This is a genomic window from Bradyrhizobium huanghuaihaiense (assembly GCF_025200885.1).
Lineage (GTDB): Bacteria > Pseudomonadota > Alphaproteobacteria > Rhizobiales > Xanthobacteraceae > Bradyrhizobium > Bradyrhizobium huanghuaihaiense.
Map to the genome: position 1 here is coordinate 5,776,799 of NZ_CP104172.1, position 18,486 is coordinate 5,795,284.

At 62.1% G+C, this 18,486-nt stretch carries 12 protein-coding genes; all 12 read right to left on the reverse strand.

The genetic code is table 11. The features are described 5' to 3' along the window. Positions 1-21: 21 nt before the first annotated feature. The 12 genes from N2603_RS27750 to N2603_RS27805 all read right to left on the reverse strand — a co-directional run bounded on the left by N2603_RS27750 (position 22) and on the right by N2603_RS27805 (position 17,750). Positions 22-450, reverse strand: a complete 429-nt coding sequence (locus tag N2603_RS27750) for a hypothetical protein (protein WP_425248929.1) — start codon at positions 448-450, stop codon at positions 22-24. Beyond that, a complete protein-coding gene (ptsP, locus tag N2603_RS27755; RefSeq protein WP_260384631.1) occupies positions 437-2,056 on the reverse strand; it encodes a phosphoenolpyruvate--protein phosphotransferase in 1,620 nt (539 codons plus the stop codon). Before ptsP ends, N2603_RS27750 begins: the two co-directional genes overlap by 14 nt. Before the next feature lie 4 nt (positions 2,057-2,060). Continuing rightward, positions 2,061-2,360, reverse strand: coding sequence for an HPr family phosphocarrier protein (locus N2603_RS27760; RefSeq protein WP_260384632.1), 300 nt, complete (start codon positions 2,358-2,360; stop codon positions 2,061-2,063). 31 nt (positions 2,361-2,391) lie between these two features. Then, the gene (gene dhaM, locus N2603_RS27765) at positions 2,392-2,784 is read right to left on the reverse strand and encodes a dihydroxyacetone kinase phosphoryl donor subunit DhaM (protein WP_011086355.1); all 393 of its coding nucleotides are present in this window, start codon (positions 2,782-2,784) and stop codon (positions 2,392-2,394) included. Further along, the gene (gene dhaL / locus N2603_RS27770; RefSeq protein ID WP_018645443.1) at positions 2,781-3,404 is read right to left on the reverse strand and encodes a dihydroxyacetone kinase subunit DhaL; all 624 of its coding nucleotides are present in this window, start codon (positions 3,402-3,404) and stop codon (positions 2,781-2,783) included. The genes dhaM and dhaL overlap by 4 nt, the downstream gene beginning before the upstream one ends. Positions 3,405-3,416: 12 nt before the next feature. Then, positions 3,417-4,442, reverse strand: a complete 1,026-nt coding sequence (locus N2603_RS27775; protein ID WP_260424270.1) for an ABC transporter ATP-binding protein — start codon at positions 4,440-4,442, stop codon at positions 3,417-3,419. Next, positions 4,435-5,532, reverse strand: a complete 1,098-nt coding sequence (locus tag N2603_RS27780; protein WP_260384633.1) for an ABC transporter ATP-binding protein — start codon at positions 5,530-5,532, stop codon at positions 4,435-4,437. The genes N2603_RS27775 and N2603_RS27780 overlap by 8 nt, the downstream gene beginning before the upstream one ends. A gap of 10 nt (positions 5,533-5,542) precedes the next feature. Beyond that, positions 5,543-5,743 carry a hypothetical protein gene (locus N2603_RS27785; RefSeq protein ID WP_260384634.1) on the reverse strand — a complete coding sequence of 67 codons (201 nt, stop codon included), beginning with the start codon at positions 5,741-5,743 and terminating at the stop codon, positions 5,543-5,545. Next, a complete protein-coding gene (locus N2603_RS27790) occupies positions 5,740-6,717 on the reverse strand; it encodes a carbohydrate ABC transporter permease (RefSeq protein ID WP_260384635.1) in 978 nt (325 codons plus the stop codon). Before N2603_RS27790 ends, N2603_RS27785 begins: the two co-directional genes overlap by 4 nt. Then, positions 6,714-7,637, reverse strand: a complete 924-nt coding sequence (locus N2603_RS27795) for a carbohydrate ABC transporter permease (protein WP_260384636.1) — start codon at positions 7,635-7,637, stop codon at positions 6,714-6,716. Before N2603_RS27795 ends, N2603_RS27790 begins: the two co-directional genes overlap by 4 nt. Positions 7,638-7,840: 203 nt before the next feature. Beyond that, on the reverse strand, positions 7,841-9,199 hold the full coding sequence (locus N2603_RS27800; protein ID WP_260384637.1) for an ABC transporter substrate-binding protein: 1,359 nt from the start codon (positions 9,197-9,199) through the stop codon (positions 7,841-7,843). Positions 9,200-9,926: 727 nt separating this feature from the next. Beyond that, the gene (locus N2603_RS27805; RefSeq protein WP_260384638.1) at positions 9,927-17,750 is read right to left on the reverse strand and encodes an immunoglobulin-like domain-containing protein; all 7,824 of its coding nucleotides are present in this window, start codon (positions 17,748-17,750) and stop codon (positions 9,927-9,929) included. Positions 17,751-18,486 lie beyond the last annotated feature (736 nt).

The following is an 18,486-nucleotide window of genomic DNA, read 5'->3' on the forward strand; positions in this document are numbered from 1 at the left end:
TCCTTCCCTTGGCCTCGCGCCTTATTTTTCCCGCATGATAGCAATCAGGCGCCGCGCGAATTCCTGGAGCAGTGCATCGAGCTCGGCGTTCCGCTTGGTGCTACCGAGATCCGGCAAATGCAGAGTCAACGTCCGCTCGTGCGATCCTTCGGTCAGCCGGCCGACCCGGCGCGGATGTGCGCGCGCATAAGCGCGAAGAAAAGCGGCCTTCGCCTGCGGAGGGAAGTGGCAGACATCGAAGATCGTATTGAGATGCTGCACAGGAATCGGCACCGGATAAGCGGGATTGCTGATCTGGCTGACGAAGCTGCGATTCTTGCCCATGGCATGCGCAAGACGAAGCCGCATGCCGGACGGCCGGCTCTCAAGCACCTCCTTGAAGATGCGCTTGTAAATCGCCACAGCACCGGCTTCCGCCGGTTCATCGATCGCCGTGTCAGCCAAGGCCACCTCCGCCGCTCAGCCGGTCGATGGTCTGCTTGATCTGCGCAAGCGCCGACGCATTCACCGAAAGCTCGCGTAAGCCGCAGTTCAGCAATGCGGGGAGACAGCGCGGATCGCCAGCCATGTCGCCACACAGGCTGACGCTGATCCCGGCGCGCCGGCCATGCTCGGCGGTCCGCGCGATCAGTTCGAGCACGGCCGGATGCAGCGGATCCATCAAGGGGGCGAGCTCTCCATTGGAACGATCGCAGGCAAGGACATATTGCGCGAGATCGTTCGAGCCGATCGAGAAGAAGGCGGCCTTGAAGCTCGCGATCGCCAGGGCTGCCGCCGGGACTTCGACCATGATTCCCAGCTCGGGAAGCATCGCGGCAATGCCCTCCGCCTGCAAGCGCTGCACGACGTCGGAAAACAGCTTCCGTCCGGCCTCGAGCTCGTCCGCCGATGTGACCATCGGAAACATGACCTTGAGATTTCCATGCACCGCAGCACGCGCCAGTGCGCGGAGTTGGACGGCAAATATCTCGGGGCGGGCCAGGCAAAGCCGCAAGCCGCGAACCCCGAGGAACGGATTGGCTTCGCCGTCCAGCGTGAATCCGGCGATGGGCTTGTCGCCGCCCGCGTCAAAGGTACGAATAGTGACCGGGCGCCGGTCGGCCCAACGCAACACCGCATCGTAGGCCTGGAACTGCGTCTCCTCGTCGGGCAAGCCGCCCTGCTCCGTCAGCAGAAACTCGGTGCGCATGAGGCCGATGCCATCGGCATATTGCGCGTCGGCGTGCTCGAGATCGTCGACGCGCTGGATATTGATGAGCAGCTTGATCCGCTCGCCGCGCCATGATGCCGTCGGCCGTCGCAGAATTGCGCGCGCAGACGCCCTGCTCTTGCGATGGCTTTCGCGCCGCTTTTCGAACAGGCGGACCTGCTCGGCGCTGGGATCGAGTTCGAGCGTCGCGCCTTCACCATCGAGCAGCGCGGTCGCTCCGACGTCTGGAATGGCGCCGAGTTGCACGACCATGGGAATACCGCGCGCGCGCGCCAGCATCGCGACGTGGCTCGTGGGACTGCCACGCAGGAGCGCCAGACCACCGCCACCGGACCAGTCGATCTCAAGGAATCGCGAGGGCGGCAGATCGTCGGCGCACACGACGGCACCGCTCGGAATTTCCAGGGCCTGCCCCCCATCGCCCCGCAAGATGTTGATCACGCGGTCGCGCAGGTCCGCAAGGTCTGAAGAGCGCGCCTTCAAATACTCGTCCGCCGCTGAATTGTAATCCGCGATCTGCGTGTCGAGCGCCGAACGCCATGCGACGTCAGCCGCATCCCCCTCGCCGATCGACGCGAAAATGGCCTCGATGAAATCCTCGTCCTCCAGGAGCGCGACCTGGAATTCGAGAATTTGCGCCGCCTCGCCGCCGGCGATCCCGGCCAAATCCGCGATCTGCCCGCTTGCCGTGTCGATCGCAGCACGAAGGGCAAGCGCTTCTTCAGCGAGGTTACCCGCGACACGCTCGCCATTGGTATCGGCGTCGACCCGGACGAACGGACCGTGGGCAAAGCCGATCGAGGCGGTCCTGCCGCGGTAGGCCAACCCTGTCGCGCCAACCTGCATGCTGCTAAGTCCCGTCCGGAAAATCGCTTGCAATCAGATCGACCAGCGCGGCGACGGCGACCTCTGCGTCACTGCCTGACGCCCTGATCTCGATCGTGCTGCCGTGAGCCGCGCGCATCGCCATGATCTTGACGACGCTCTTGGCGTTGATCCACTCGGCCGCGCCTGCGACCCGCACGGAAATCTGGGCCTGGAACTTCTTGGCGAGCTTAGTCAGCTTGACCGCCGGGCGCGCGTGCATGCCCACTGCGTGCATCAGCCGCACATTGCCGGTGAAAATCTGTCCGTCCGCTTTGTCCAGCATACCTATATTCCATCTTCGCTTCGCCGACGTCTCAGTCGGCAGAGAGTTCCTCGGCCACGGCCTTCACCTGGGCCAATGAGCTGCCGCCTGCCGCCTCGGTCGCCGCCATCACGGCCCCCTCGACGATCGGTGCGTTGCATACGACAACGAGATCGCGCCGCGCAGGCTCCAGCATCTCGACCGCCATTTCGCTGTTGGTTTCGGCCCCTCCGAGGTCGACGAGGATCGCGACACCCTTGGCGGACCAAGCATCATTGATGGCGTCGATGATAAGGGAGACGCTGGTGCCCAATCCACCATCGGGATTGCCGCCGCAGAACGCCACCTTGACCTCGCTACCGACCATCTGCCTCACCATGTCGGCGGTGCCCTTGGCGATGTCCTTCGAATGCGAGACGATCACGATACCCACAGTGTCGGTCATTGCTGTCCCTCCAGGCTCGCGCAGACCGCCTGCACGAGAACGCAACTCGAACGTGCCCCGGGATCAACATGCCCGACGCTGCGCGGTCCCAGGAACGACGCCCGCCCCTTGGTGGCTTGCATCGGCGCAGTCCGCTCGACAGCTTCGGCTGCAGTTGTCCGGACCCGCGCGATCAGGTCAGGTTGGCCGGCGGCAGTCTTCAGCGTCTCCAGGACGGGAACGAGAACGTCGAGCATCGTCTTCTCGCCGGCCTGCGAACGGCCCCGTGCGCTCACCGCGTTCACGCCGCTGCCGAAGACGTCAGCGAGATCGTCCGGCAAGTGCCTGTCGTGCGAGAGCGCTTCGCCGGCGGCGAGAAAGAAACTGCCGTAAAGCGGCCCCGACGCGCCGCCGACCGTCATCACCAGGGTCTTGCCGATCGTCTTCAGCGCCTCGTCGAGCGGTTGCGTGGATATGGCGTCGAGCTTGCCGAGCACGGCTTCGAACCCGCGCTTCATGTTTATTCCGTGATCGCCGTCGCCAATCGCCTGATCCAGGCTTGTAAGCTCCGGCGCGCTGGCGATGACCTGCTCTGCGGCCACCTTGACCAGCGACTTGAACGTTTCGGGTTGCAGCGACATCGAATGAATCCTCTAGTGAATTATCGCTGGGATGCGCTGCCCCGCGCGATCGAAACAGAGTGGATGCACCAGGTGCAGTTCGACCTCCTGGCCGGACTGAAGCGGCTGGCGCGGATCGGCAAGCGTCACCAGCATCTCGCCCTTATAATCCAGGTGAACGTGATTCTGCTCACCGAGGTGCTCCACGCGGTGCACCCGGCCGACCATCCGTCCGCCATTGCGCGCGGCGATTTGCAGATGCTCGGTTCGGATGCCGACCGTCTCCGTTCCCGGCGGCACCGGCACGTCGGACAACAGATGGGCCGGAAGGAAGTTGATCTGAGGCGTGCCGAGGCGCGAGGCGACATAGCTGCTCGACGGGCTTTCGTAGATCTCCCGCGGCGTGCCGCACTGAAGAAGCTGGCCGTCCCTGATCACGCCGATCCGGGAGGCCATTGTCATGGCCTCGACCTGATCGTGGGTCACGTAGAGAATAGTCGCGCCAAGCTCGAGCTGGATCCGCTTGAGCTCAAGACGAAGCTCCGCTCGGAGCTTCGCATCCAGCGACGACAGCGGCTCGTCCATCAGGTAGATCGAGGGATCGCGAACCAGCGCGCGGCCGATGGCCACCCGCTGCATTTCGCCGCCGGACAGGCGGGTTGCACGGTTGTTCAGCTTGCTTGCGATATGCAAAAGCTCCGCCGTCTGCTCGACGCGCTTGCGAATAATTGGCTCCGGCACGCGCCGCGCGGGGGAGCGCAACGGAAACGCCAGATTGTCGTAAACCGTGAGGTGCGGATACAGCGAATACTGCTGGAAGACAAAGGCTATATCGCGTGATCCTGGCGGATCGTGCGTCACATCGCGGCCGTCGATCATGACCGAGCCGGCGTCGGGGGCCTCGAGCCCGGTGATCAGCCGCAACGTCGTGGTTTTGCCGGCTCCGCTCGGCCCGAGCAGGACCAGGAATTCTCCATCATTCACTGCCAGCGAGAGTTCGCGCACGGCCTCGACCGCTTCGAAGCGCTTGCTGATGTTGCGCAGAACTACGTCAGCCATGACGCGCACTCCCCAAACTGGCGGTTCGAACAGCGAGGCCGCTGGCGACATCGAACAGCGCCAGCCTCTCGGAGTGGAATTCAAGACCCACCGTCTCGCCGATCCGCACCGACGCGCTGGAGGGCAGCCGCGCCGCGACGCGTCCATGTGCCGTGTCGACGGTGACGATCTGCGTGGTGCCGAGATATTCGGCGCCGAACACCTCGCCGCGGACGGGTGCCGCGTCGGCAAAGCGAATGTGCTCAGGACGTATCCCGAGCGCCAGCGGTGCGCTCGCACGATCCTCGCGGATCTCCGGCACTTCGACGCTGACGCTATGGAAGGCGACAGCCCGATCCCCCGACCGCAGGCCGCTTTCAAACCGCAGGAAATTCATCGGTGGCGAGCCGATGAAATCGGCTACGAACATGCTGGCGGGCCGGTCATAGACCTCTTGCGGCGAGCCGATCTGCTCGACGCGTCCCTTATTCATGACGGCGATCTGATCCGCCATCGACATCGCCTCGAGCTGGTCGTGCGTCACATAGACGGTGGTCGCACCGATGCGGTCGTGCAGGTCGCGAAGCTCGCTGCACATCAGGTGCCGAAATTCGGCATCAAGCGCCCCGAGCGGCTCATCCATCAGGAAGGCCTTCGGCCGTCTCACCATAGCGCGGCCAAGCGCGACACGCTGCCGGTCGCCGCCCGACAGTTTCGACGTCTTGCTCGACAGGAGATGCTCGATCCGCAGCAGCCGCGCGGTTTCCTGCACCCGCTCGCGAATCTCTCTCCGCCCCATGCCCTGGCACTTCAGGGGAAAGCCGATATTGCCCGCGACATTCATGTGCGGATAGAGCGCAAAGAGCTGGAACACGAAGGCGATATCGCGGGCAGCGGCGCGGCGGAAGGTCACGTCCTCGCCGTCGAGCAGGATCTTGCCCTCGGTCGGCAGTTCGAGGCCCGCGATCATGCGCAGCGTGGTGGTCTTGCCGCAGCCGGAGGGCCCGAGCATCGCGAAAAAGGTGCCGTCATCGATGGTGAAGTTCGAACCTTCAACGGCTGTGAACTGATCGAACGACTTGCGCAGGTTTTCGACGCGGATTTGTGCCATGGCTGCCGCCCTATTCCGGAAAATGGCTGACAATGACATAGCCAACCGTGCCGGCAAGGATCGTCACGAAGGAATAGCTGTACAGATCGATCGACCAAGGCTGCACCAGCATGACGATGCCGCCGCCGATCAGGGTCATCGCGCCGGCCTCCCAAGACCCACGAAGGAACCAGCGAGACATCCCGCTTTTGCCAACCGCAGATCCGTTCATTTGCGCACAGCTCCGAAGGTGATGCCACGCAGCAGGTGCTTGCGCAACAACACGGTGAACAGGACGATCGGGACGACGAACAGCGTGGTCGCAGCGGCGACGGCCGGCCAGTCCTGTCCGCCTTCGCCGATGATGAAAGGGATGAAGGGCGGCATGGTCTGGGCTTCACCACTGGTAAGGAGAACCGCAAACGCATACTCGTTCCAGGAGAAGATCAGGCAGAAGATCGCGGTTGCCGCGATTCCCGTGACGGCCTGCGGCAACACGACCTTGCGCAACGCCTGCAGCCGCGTGTAGCCGTCGACAAGCGCGGCCTCCTCATATTCGCGCGGGATCTCGTCGATGAACCCCTTGAGCAGCCAGACGGCGAGCGAGACGTTCACGGCCGTATAGAGTAGGATCATGCCAAGCCTGGTGTCGGTCAAGTTGAGCTGCCGGTACATCAGATAGATCGGGATCGCGACCGCGACCGGCGGCATCATCCGCGTCGAGAGGATGAAGAACAGGAGGTCGTCGGCCAGGGGAATGCGGAAGCGCGAGAAAGCGTAGGCCGCGAGCGTGCCAAGGAAGACGGCGAGGAATGTCGAGCCGAAACCGATGATGAGCGAATTGACGAAACGCGGCACGACCTTGGAGGGGCCGGCGATCACCATGTCGTGCTGACGCACGAGCTTGTCGTACCAGGTCTCTGGCGGCGGCAATTTTGCGATGAAGTCCGGCGTCTGCCGCGTGCGCACCGTGAACAGGTTCACATAGCCTTCGAGGGTCGGCTCGAACAGCACCTTGGGCGGATAGGCAATCGCATCGCTCTGCGACTTGAACGCCGTGGCGACGATCCAGAGCAGCGGCAGGATCGTGATCACGGCATAGAGGATAACGAGACCACCGGCGACCGCCTTCGAACGCGGCGAAGCCTCGACGATGGAGTGAGCGGTGGACTTGGCCAGGACAGTTTTGGCGACGGCAGCGGTCATCGTTGCTTCACCTTGTTGAGCGCTTTGACATAGATGTTGGCGGCACCGAACACGGTCACGAACAGGATGATGGCGAGCGCGGAGGAATAGCCGGTGCGCCATTTCTCGAACGCCGCGCGCTTCAGCGTGATCGACACGAGCTCCGTGGTCGAGCCCGGTCCTCCCGACGTCAGGAGGTTGACCATGTCGAACATCTTGAAGTTCTCGATCGCACGAAACAGCACTGCGAGCATCAGGAACGGCACGGTCATCGGCAGTGTGATCGACCAGAATTGCCGCCAGGCCGAGGCGCGATCGACTTCGGCCGCCTCGTAGATGTAATCGGGAATGGAGCGAAGCCCGGCGAGGCAGATCAGCATCACATAGGGGGCCCACATCCAGGTGTCGACGAGCACGATGGTCCAAGGCGCGAGCGAGACCTGCCCGGTCATGCTGAACGAACTCGGCGGCACCCCCGTGAACAGGCTGATCAGGGAGTTGAACGGCCCGATTTGCGGCTGTAACAGCAGCGTCCAGAAATTGCCGACGACCGCCGGCGACAGCATCATCGGCAGCAGGATGATCGTGGTCCAGAAACTGTGACCGCGAAACTGGCGGTTGATCAACAGCGCCAAGCCATACCCGATCACCACCTGTAACGCCACCGACCAGATCACGAATTGCGCCGTGGTCTGCAGCCGGAACCAGACGTCCTCGTCGGTAAGGATGTCGCGGAAATTATCGAGCCCGACGAACCGCAACGGCAGATAGGACATGCTGAGGTTGAGGCTGGTGAAGGACAGCCGGATCATCCACACCAGCGGAAAGATGTTGATTGCCAGCAACAGCGCGATCGTCGGCGCAACGAACAGCCAGGCGATGGTCCGGTCCGAAAGGCCGCGGACGGGCCGCGTGGCGCGAGATCTGGCGGGCTCGCTCATACCTGCAATCGTAGCATCATCAGGTTGAAGGATCGTCGTCATCTGGTCCATCGGCTGGCTGGTTCGGCTTCCCCGGGATACACCCCGGGGAAACCGGTTCAGTTGACACGAGCGCCGGGTCTAAAGCGCTATGAACGCGCTTTAGCTTTATTGTTTGAGCATGATCTTTCGGAAAACGGCGGCACACTTTTCCGGATCACGCTCTATTGCGACGCGACCTGCTTGCCCTGCTCCTTGAAGACCTTGGTCCAATCCTTGACCAGGAGATCGAGCGTCTGCTGCGCCGTGCCCTTGTCGGCAACGACGTAGTCATGCACCCGCTTCTGCATGTCGAGCAGCAGTTGCGCGTAGGACGGCTCGGCCCAGAAGTCCTTGACGATACCCATCGACTCCAGGAATTGCGGTGCGAACGCCGCGCTCTTCGGGAAGTCGGGTGCATCGACAACCGCCTTCAGCGCCGAATAGCCGCCGAGCTGCCACCACTTCTGCTGCACGGAGGGCTGCGCGAACCACTTGATGTAGGCGAGCGCATCGTTCTTGCGGTCGGAAGTCGCCACCACCGAGATGCCCTGCCCGCCGAGCTGGGTGAAGTGTCCGTTCGGACCGGACGGATTGACGAAGAAGCCGATCTTGTCGCCGCCGACATTCGGATCCTTGTAGAGGCCCGGGAAGAAGGCGAACCAGTTCATCTGCATCGCCACCTGGCCGGACTTGAAGGCATCGAGCCCTTCCTGCATGTAGGCGTTAGTCATGCCGGGCGCCGTGCAGCACTTGTAGAGCTCCTTGTAGAACTCCAGCCCCCTGGCCGCGTCGGATGAATTGACGACGCCCTGCATCTGGTACGGCTTCTTCGGATTGTCGTAGCTGAAGCCATAATTGTAGAGCACGTTCGTCACGCCCATGGTAATGCCCTCCGAGCCGCGCTCGGTGAAGATGTAGGCGCCATAGACCTTCTTGCCGTCGATCTCGCGGCCCTGGAAGAACTCCGCGATCTGCTTCAGCTCGTCATAGGTTTTCGGCGGCGCCAGGTCTCGGCCGTACTTTGCCTTGAAAGCGGACTGAATCTCGGGCCGCGAGAACCAATCCTTGCGGTAGGTCCAGCCTACCGCATCGGCCATAGCCGGCAGCGCCCAATAGTTCGGCGAGTTCTTCGGCCACTGCGAGTAGCCGACGACCGTCGCCGGGACGAAGTCGTCCATCGATATCTTCTCCTTGTCGAAGAAATCGTTGAGCTTGACGTACCACTTGTTCTCGGCGGCGCCGCCGATCCACTGGCTATCGCCGATGATCAGGTCGCAGAGCTTGCCGTGGGAGTTGAGCTCGTTGAGGAAGCGATCGGCATAGCTCGTCCACGGGACGAACTCGTATTTCATCTCAATGCCGGATTGCTTGGTAAAGTCCTTGCCGAGCTCGACCAGCGCATTGGCCGGATCCCATGCCGCCCAGCACAGCGTAAGCTGCTTGCCCTGAGCTGCGGCTTCGCCTCCGCCAAATATCCCCAGCAGCGCCGTCCCGAGGACCGTGGTTGCCGTCGAGCTCCTTAGCCAATTGAATGTCCGCATATCTGTTTCCTCTCTCGTTGAAGCATCTAACCCGCTCGGCGCTCCCTGCCGGAACGACGCCAAGATCCTGAAACCGAGTTTGAGGAGCGATGAGTGGAGAACGAGACGGACCATTTCCGGAAACGGGTCCGGAAGGACTGGGGCTCCTCCCACACATCGGCTCGATGCGTGATGTTTAGTTTTTTTGTAACACTAAACGTATTACTAAATTTTGGAAGCCGTCAAGCCGGTTTGTCGCTAGCTGGGCGAAAAGATTTGCGACGTTCGCGCGCGCAAGCGGGATGTTCGCAGCGCAGCAAAATTGCCGAATTGTTCGGAAGATCCAATCGCCGATCTGCCGCCGCGAGAAATCCAGCCCGCCTGGATAACCGGCGAGCCAGAAGCTGGCCAACGCCAAGCATGTTTAGCAAATGGCTTTACTGAACGTTCAACGAAGGTCGGATCCCAGCCGCTCGACAGCCACGCACACCACGTTTCTTGATCGCAACTGTATCGAAGCCCATATCACTGGCTTGGCGCCACCCGACAAACGACAGGCCCATTCGTGCCGCGGGTCTTGCTCCTTCTTTGCAAGGACGCAAAGCCACCGAGCGCTGGAGCCCGCTCGCACCCTATCGCAACGAGCAACCTCGAGCGGGATGACGCCGGACGAGGAACAGCAACCGGGAAAACGAGATGCAAATCTATGCCGCTATTCGTAGAAATGACGGCATCTCGCCGACAGCTTTTACGGCGACACGTGTGGATCGAGATACTTGATCAGAGTTCCGCCGGCACCATCCGCTCCAACTTCGAAAGCGCCCGCTGAGTACTGTCCCAGAAGCGCGATATGAGCTGTGTGCGTACCATCGCTTATGCTGAGCATTCCCCCGTCGCCCGCCGCATTTGCTGCATAACTGGCCGTCGTTGCTGCACCTGACAGAATATCGGCCAGGTCGAGTTGATCGTCGGCGTTCAGACCGGCGATGGCCCCCGTGAAATTGATGGAATGGTCGAGCTTCAGGGTTCCGATGGCATCAAAGTCAAACGTTACGTCGGCTGATGCCATGCCGCCCAGTTCGAGTGTTGCGGTGCCACTAATCTGCGCCGCGCCTCCGCTGACGTCGTGGTTGGCAATGATATTGCCGCCATTGGCCCAGAGCAGACCGAAGTTGGAGACCGCGCTGTCGATCACCAAACCGCCGGAGCCCGTCGCCTCCAAGGTACCCGAATTGATGACCGCGTTCGCTCCGGTATCGATCTCCAGCGAGTTGGTCCCGGTCGCGACGATGGTGCTTTGGTTGACCAGCGTCATGGTGCCCGCGCCGAGCTGGCCGGCGCCGGAAATCGTATTGTCGACGTTGGTCAGCGTCACGTCGGAAACCGCACCGCTGATGACATTTCCGATGTTGTCGGACAACAGCACTTGACCGCCGCCCTCAAGCGATATGCCGTGTTCGATGAGCCGCAGGTCGGTCTCATTGCCGGTCGAACTCAGCGAGATTGTTCCTGTATTATGGATGATGCCGGACAACGGCAGGATTGCGCCATCACTGATGGTCATCGTGACGGCGTTGTCGACCACAGGTGTCTGATCGAATACGAAGTCGTCGGCCGAGAGCGAGCCGGCGTCGATGCCGTCCAATGTGATCGTTTGACCATCGCCCAGGGTAATCACGGCATTTCCGGCCGCATCATTCGCCGCGTGCGCCTGGATGTCGACGAACGCCGTGAACCCGGCGTAGCCGATCAGGTCAATCTTGTCGTGCATCAGATCGAAACTGTAGACGACATCGTGTCCGATCGGCTGCGAGAACACGAGCAGATCGTTGCCGCTCGAGGCGGTGAGATTATCATCGCCGGAGATGGCAAAGATCGGATTGCCCGGTGCGTAGGCTTCGACGTTGTCGACGATGGCTGCATTTCCGAAGCTGCCGTCGGCATTGGTCCAGCTTTCTGAGACATTGAGCACCAGCGCGCCCGTGTAGGTGCTCGGCATCGTAACGGTGAGCGAACCGACGTCATTCGTCACAACGGTCCAAGTGCCGTCACCATTCGAGGTACCTTCGCTCAAGGTCCAGCCGGAGGGAACTCCTGCGATGCTGACACTGATGTCCCCATGGATGCCGCCCGGATCAAGCAATCCAAGATTGATCGGCTGCCCAGCAACTCCCGCTGGCGCCACTTTCTCGTTGGTGGAAGTAGTCTGCCCAAGCGCGCCCATGTTGCCGGAAACGTCGGTATAGGTGGCGGTGACAATCAGCCTTCCATTATCTTTGCCGCTCGGACTGCTTCCTGAATAGTCGAGCTGGAGGGCCCAATGAATGTTGTCCAAAGTCGTTAGAGAAATGACCTTCACTGGAGTGGAGGTTGCGCTCAACGTGACAGGCGGACCTGAACCGCCGGTTTGCCACTGGAGATCACTGGCGTCAAAATTGCCTACGGCTTCAGAGAATGTGATCGCGACATCGGTAAACCCGCTGGCATCGGGGTTTGGATTCTGAAACACGATCGAACTGACCGACGGCGCAGTGGTATCGATCGTCGCGGCATAGCTGGCAGACAGACCGCTGACGTTTCCGGCCACGTCCGTCTGTCTCGCCGTAAACTGATAAGTTGTGCCGTTCACCAGCACGTTGCTGTCGACCTTGCTCCAGTTTCCGAGACCGTCTGCTGTCGTCGTGCCGATCGACACACCGTTCTGGAACACTGTCACGGTGCTGTTTGCTTCCGCCGTGCCATTGATGGTGAGCGACGTATCGCTGGTGATGTGGTCTCCCACCGTTCCAGTGTCGGTGGTGAATCCGGTGATAACGGGAAGGCCGACCGTTGTATCGATCGTCACCGCCTGGGTATCGGTGTTGCCGACATTGCCGGCGGTATCCACCACCCGCACCTGGTAAGTGAAGCTGGTGCTATGGGTGGTCGGATCGACGTAGCTCCAGGTCGTCCCGGTGTTCTGGGTCACATCCGCCCAGTTCGAGCCGCCGTTACTGCTGATCTGGATCTTCTCGCCCGAACCGAGGGCCGAGTTGGTGCCCGACGCCGTCAGGGTGGTGTCATTGGTGATGAAGTCGGTCGACAAAGCGCCGCTGTCGGTCGCAATCGCCGTCAAGTCAACCGTCGCAGTCGGATTCTGGGTGTCGATGGTGACCGTATCCGTTCCGGCGCTGCCGAGATTGCCGGCGGGGTCGGCGTAGCTCCCCGCCGTCACCGACACCGATCCAGTTGCAGCGACGCCGTCCGTTGCCGTGAAGGTGGCGTGATAGTGCGTGGCATCGTCCTGGGCCAGGCCGCTGATGGTGCCGTTGGTGGCCGTGATGTCGGCGGCCGTGAAGCTGGCGCCCGGCGCCTCGCTGAAGGTGAAGGTCACGTTCGAGCTCGGCGTGCCATCGCTCAACGATGTGGCCACGATATCGACCGCAACGGTCGGATTGAGCCGATCGATAGTGACCGTATCCGTCCCCGCGCTGCCGAGATTGCCGGCGGGGTCGGCGTAGCTCCCCGCCGTCACCGACACCGATCCAGTTGCAGCGACGCCGTCCGTTGCCGTGAAGGTGGCGTGATAGTGCGTACCGTCGTCCTGCGTCAGGTCGCTGATCGTGCCATTGGTCGCCGTGATGTCGGCGGGCGTGAAGCTGGCGCCCGGCGCCTCGCTGAAGGTGAAGGTCACGTTCGAGCTCGGCGTGCCGTCGCTCAGCGATGTGGCCACGATATCGACCGCAACGGTCGGCGGGGTCGTATCGATGACTTGCGCAGTGGCCGACCCGGTGCCGACCACCAGATGCTCGAAGTTTCCACCTTCGGTCCCCGCGATCGTCGCGGTCAAACTCGACGAGTTGGGGGTGCTGACGACCAGTGTGCCCGTGGTCTGGCCGTCGGCGATCGTGACGTCACCCCGGTCGGTATGCACCGTGGTGACGCCATGGGAGGCGTTCGACAGCGTCGCCGTGAACGTGATGGTTGGATCATGGTCGGTCACGTTCGATGTGGAGAGATCCACCGTGGCGTCGGTGGTGGTGTCATTGACGTGGGCCGTCGCCGAGCCGGTGCCGACCACCAGGTTCTCGAAGTTGCCGCCCGAGGTGCCGGTGATGTTGGCGATCAGACTCGTGGCGTCGTTGTAGACGTCCTCGCCATTGCCCGAGGCGATCACCAGCGTCCCGGTGGTCTGGCCGTCGGCGATGGTGATGTCGCCCTGGTCGGTATGGACCGTGGTGATGCCTTCCGAGGCATTCGACAGCGTCGCCGTGAAGGTGTAGTTGGCGACCGCCCCCTCCAGCACGGTGGAAGCGCTCAGATCCACCGTGGCGTCGGTGGTGGTGTCATTGACGTGGGCCGTCGCCGAGCCGGTGCCGACCACCAGGTTCTCGAAGTTGCCGCCCGAGGTGCCGGTGATGTTGGCGATCAGACTCGTGGCGTCGTTGTAGACGTCCTCGCCATTGCCCGAGGCGATCACCAGCGTCCCGGTGGTCTGGCCGTCGGCGATGGTGATGTCGCCCTGGTCGGTATGGACCGTGGTGATGCCTTCCGAGGCATTCGACAGCGTCGCCGTGAAGGTGTAGTTGGCGACCGCGCCTTCGAACACCGTCGAAGCGCTCAGATCCACCGTGGCGTCGGTGGTGGTGTCGTTGACGTGGGCCGTCGCCGTCCCGGTGCCGACGACGAGGTTCTCGAAGTTGCCGCCCGAAGTGCCGGTGATGTTGGCGATCAGACTCGTGGCGTCGTTGTAGACGTCCTCGCCATTGCCCGAGGCGAGCACCAGCGTTCCGGTGGTCTGGCCGTCGGCGATGGTGATGTCGCCCTGGTCGGTATGGACCGTGGTGATGCCTTCCGAGGCATTCGACAGCGTCGCCGTGAAGGTGTAGTTGGCGACCGCACCTTCGAACACCGTCGAAGCGCTCAGATCCACCGTGGCGTCGGTGGTGGTGTCGTTGACATGGGCCGTCGCCGAGCCGGTGCCGACCACCAGGTTCTCGAAGTTGCCGCCCGAGGTGCCGGTGATGTTGGCGATCAGACTCGTGGCGTCGTTGTAGACGTCCTCGCCATTGCCCGAGGCGATCACCAGCGTCCCGGTGGTCTGGCCGTCGGCGATGGTGATGTCGCCCTGGTCGGTATGGACCGTGGTGATGCCTTCCGAGGCATTCGACAGCGTCGCGGTGAAGGTGTAGTTGGCGACCGCTCCCTCCAGTACCGTCGAGGCGCTCAGATCCACCGTCGCATCGGTGGTGGTGTCATTGACATGGGCTGTCGCCGTCCCGGTGCCGACCACCAGGTTCTCGAAGTTGCCGCCGGAGGTGCCGGTGATGTTGGCGATCAGACTCGTGGCGTCGTTGTAGACGTCCTCGCCATTGCCCGAGGCGATCACCAGCGTCCCGGTGGTCTGGCCGTCGGCGATGGTGATGTCGCCCTGGTCGGTATGGACCGTGGTGATGCCTTCCGAGGCATTCGACAGCGTCGCCGTGAAGGTGTAGTTGGCGACCGCCCCCTCCAGCACGGTGGAAGCGCTCAGATCCACCGTGGCGTCGGTGGTGGTGTCATTGACATGGGCCGTCGCCGAGCCGGTGCCGACCACCAGGTTCTCGAAGTTGCCGCCCGAGGTGCCGGTGATGTTGGCGATCAGACTCGTGGCGTCGTTGTAGACGTCCTCGCCATTGCCCGAGGCGATCACCAGCGTCCCGGTGGTCTGGCCGTCGGCGATGGTGATGTCGCCCTGGTCGGTATGGACCGTGGTGATGCCTTCCGAGGCATTCGACAGCGTCGCCGTGAAGGTGTAGTTGGCGACCGCCCCCTCCAGCACGGTGGAAGCGCTCAGATCCACCGTGGCGTCGGTGGTGGTGTCATTGACATGGGCCGTCGCCGAGCCGGTGCCGACCACCAGGTTCTCGAAGTTGCCGCCCGAGGTGCCGGTGATGTTGGCGATCAGACTCGTGGCGTCGTTGTAGACGTCCTCGCCATTGCCCGAGGCGATCACCAGCGTCCCGGTGGTCTGGCCGTCGGCGATGGTGATGTCGCCCTGGTCGGTATGGACCGTGGTGATGCCTTCCGAGGCGTTCGACAGCGTCGCCGTGAAGGTGTAGTTGGCGACCGCGCCTTCGAACACCGTCGAAGCGCTCAGATCCACCGTGGCGTCGGTGGTGGTGTCGTTGACGTGGGCTGTCGCCGTCCCGGTGCCGACCACGAGGTGCTCGAAGTTGCCGCCCGAGGTGCCGGTGATGTTGGCGATCAGACTCGTGGCGTCGTTGTAGACGTCCTCGCCATTGCCCGAGGCGATCACCAGCGTCCCGGTGGTCTGGCCGTCGGCGATGGTGATGTCGCCCTGGTCGGTATGGACCGTGGTGATGCCTTCCGAGGCATTCGACAGCGTCGCCGTGAAGGTGTAGTTGGCGACCGCGCCTTCGAACACCGTCGAAGCGCTCAGATCCACCGTGGCGTCGGTGGTGGTGTCGTTGACGTGGGCCGTCGCCGTCCCGGTGCCGACGACGAGGTTCTCGAAGTTGCCGCCCGAAGTGCCGGTGATGTTGGCGATCAGACTCGTGGCGTCGTTGTAGACGTCCTCGCCATTGCCCGAGGCGAGCACCAGCGTTCCGGTGGTCTGGCCGTCGGCGATGGTGATGTCGCCCTGGTCGGTATGGACCGTGGTGATGCCTTCCGAGGCGTTCGACAGCGTCGCCGCGAAGGTGTAGTTGGCGACCGCCCCCTCCAGCACGGTGGAAGCGCTCAGATCCACCGTGGCGTCGGTGGTGGTGTCGTTGACGTGGGCTGTCGCCGTCCCGGTGCCGACCACCAGGTTCTCGAAGTTGCCGCCGGAGGTGCCGGTGATGTTGGCGATCAGACTCGTGGCGTCGTTGTAGACGTCCTCGCCATTGCCCGAGGCGATCACCAGCGTCCCGGTGGTCTGGCCGTCGGCGATCGTGATCACGCCCTTGTCGGTCGTGATCGTGGTCACGCCCTGCGAGGCATTCGACAGTGTCGCCGTGAACACGTACTGCGCCGACGCCCCCTCGTCCTGCGTCGAAGCGCTGAGGTTGATCGTCGCGTCGGTGACGGTGTCGTTGACCTGCGCCGTCGCGGTGCCGGTGCCGACCACCAAATGCTCGAAGTTGCCGCCTGACGTGCCGGTGATCGTAGCCATCAGGCTGCTGGCATCCTTGTAGACATCCTCGCCGTTGCCCGCGGCAATCGTCAGCGTGCCCGTGGTCTGGCCGTCGGCGATCGTGATCACGCCCTTGTCGGTGGTGATCGTGGTCACGCCCTGCGAGGCATTCGACAGTGTCGCCGTGAACACGTAGTTGGCGAGCGCACCTTCGAACACCGTCGAAGCGCTGAGATTCACAGTCGCGTCGGTGATGGTGTCGTTGACCTGCGCCGTCGCGGTGCCTGTGCCGACCACCAGATGCTCGAAATTGCCGCCTGAGGTGCCCGTGATCGTAGCCATCAGGCTGCTGGCATCCTTGTAGACATCCTCGCCGTTGCCCGCGGCAATCGTCAGCGTGCCCGTGGTCTGGCCGTTCGCAATCGTGATTACGCCCTTGTCGGTCGTGATCGTGGTCACACCCTGCGAGGCATTCGACAACGTCGCAGTGAACACGTAGTTGGCAGCGGCACCCTCCAGCTGTGTCGACGCGCTCAGATTGACCGTAGTATCGGTGATGGTGTCGTTGACATGCGCCGTCGCTGTCGCCGTGCCGACCACCAGGTTCTCTAAACTGCCGCCCGACGTCCCGGTGATCGTCGCGGTCAGCGATGAAGCATCCTTGTAGACGTCCTCGCCGTTCCCCGCAGCAATCGTCAACGTGCCGGTAATCTGCCCGTCGGCAATCGTGATCACGCCCTTGTCGGTCGTGATCGTGGTCACCCCCTGGGACGCATGATCCAAGGTGGCTGTGAACACATAGTTCGACGTCTGCCCTTCGAGCTGGGTGGACGCACTCAGGTCGACCCTTGTCGTGCCTTCGGCATTAAGCACTACGATCTGTTCGATGCCGGTAATCTTGAGATCGAGCGTCTTGAAAGTATAGGTCGAGCTGTCGGCCTGTCCGGTTTGTGCGTTGATGTGCTGCGGAAGCCAGACGTTCCTGACATACGCAATCTCTGCCGAGATGGCGGCGTCGTTCAACTGGGTTGGACTCAGCCAAATCTGCAGTGTGTCCATATCCGGCGTAGACCCGGCTTTGCCGAGCTGCACCGCGCCATTACCCCCGTCATAGGAGTCATAGCCTTGGAAAGCATTGCCTACGACCACGGTCTGACTGGAAACCGTACCGAGGACCGTCTGATCTGTTCCCGACCAAACAGTCCCGCCGCTCAATGAAAAGCCGGCACTCGTGATGGAGTAGGTCCCACCCAAGACGTACTGGTTCTCAAAACCCTTGTAGATCAGGGTATCTGTCCCCGATCCACCAAGAACGGTGTCAAAGCCGCTGCCGCCATTAAGGATGTCATCTCCGGAACCACCATTGAGACGATCATTGCCCGCGCCGCCGGACAGCACGTCATCGCCGGAGCCGCCGACTAAATTGTCGCTGCCGGAAGTGCCTGTGAGGATGGTGGTGCCACTGGCGCTTGCCATTGATGATGCTCCAAAATGTCGTGGTACAAAAATTCGCGCGTGCGTATGAATTCAGGTATTTTATGAACTAGATGCCGTAACGGTTTCGAACTTTGCAGGCCTCGATTGACGGGGTGGCAATGAGCTCTCGCCGTCGCAGCGCACCTCAAATAAAGCATGCCGTGCAATCGCCGGCAGTGCTTCCGCCCTCGGCGCAATATTTGTCCAAGACTGACCCGAAACTGGCCGGCCGATCGGAAGCGATCGGCGGCCTTCCGGCTCGCCGCTAAAGAAACAAGAATTTGGGAATCCCGGAGGACGCGATTCAAGCTCGGCCTTCCGAATGAAGCTAACGCGACCCAATACACACTCCTCAAACTCTGCGGACACAGAGCAGGTGTGATTGCAGTCGAAAATCAATTCACCGTGCTATTAACACTCGTTCGAGGCAATGAGGCGAACGTCTTGGCCGACAAGAAGTCGCAGCTTCTGCGCTGTGCCAGTCTGCCTTGCTGTGAAAGACTCCGAACGCACTAACCTGTCCACTTCCGATGCGGCCCTGCATTCCGCACGCGTTAAAAAATCTCTTGCGCTTAAAGTTATTGGCTTTGTGAAGTCTCTGCCTGGTGGTTACGCGTAGGCCCGCCAGAACTTAACCCCAACGTAAAAATTTATTTAAGCATGCCGAAAATTTGCGCATCCGTCTAGAGCCGGGGGAGAATGCGCGTCTTAACTATTAATGCCACAGCGTCAATGG

Bases quoted from the DNA above. Each gene is read 5' to 3' on its own strand.
- ptsP (WP_260384631.1), bottom strand. From the start codon at position 2,056: ATGCAGGTTGGCGCGACAGGGTTGGCCTACCGCGGCAGGACCGCCTCG.
- N2603_RS27760 (WP_260384632.1), bottom strand. From the start codon at position 2,360: ATGCTGGACAAAGCGGACGGACAGATTTTCACCGGCAATGTGCGGCTG.
- dhaM (WP_011086355.1), bottom strand. From the start codon at position 2,784: ATGACCGACACTGTGGGTATCGTGATCGTCTCGCATTCGAAGGACATC.
- dhaL (WP_018645443.1), bottom strand. From the start codon at position 3,404: ATGTCGCTGCAACCCGAAACGTTCAAGTCGCTGGTCAAGGTGGCCGCA.
- N2603_RS27775 (WP_260424270.1), bottom strand. From the start codon at position 4,442: ATGGCTGACGTAGTTCTGCGCAACATCAGCAAGCGCTTCGAAGCGGTC.
- N2603_RS27780 (WP_260384633.1), bottom strand. From the start codon at position 5,532: ATGGCACAAATCCGCGTCGAAAACCTGCGCAAGTCGTTCGATCAGTTC.
- N2603_RS27785 (WP_260384634.1), bottom strand. From the start codon at position 5,743: ATGAACGGATCTGCGGTTGGCAAAAGCGGGATGTCTCGCTGGTTCCTT.
- N2603_RS27790 (WP_260384635.1), bottom strand. From the start codon at position 6,717: ATGACCGCTGCCGTCGCCAAAACTGTCCTGGCCAAGTCCACCGCTCAC.
- N2603_RS27795 (WP_260384636.1), bottom strand. From the start codon at position 7,637: ATGAGCGAGCCCGCCAGATCTCGCGCCACGCGGCCCGTCCGCGGCCTT.
- N2603_RS27800 (WP_260384637.1), bottom strand. From the start codon at position 9,199: ATGCGGACATTCAATTGGCTAAGGAGCTCGACGGCAACCACGGTCCTC.
- N2603_RS27805 (WP_260384638.1), bottom strand. From the start codon at position 17,750: ATGGCAAGCGCCAGTGGCACCACCATCCTCACAGGCACTTCCGGCAGC.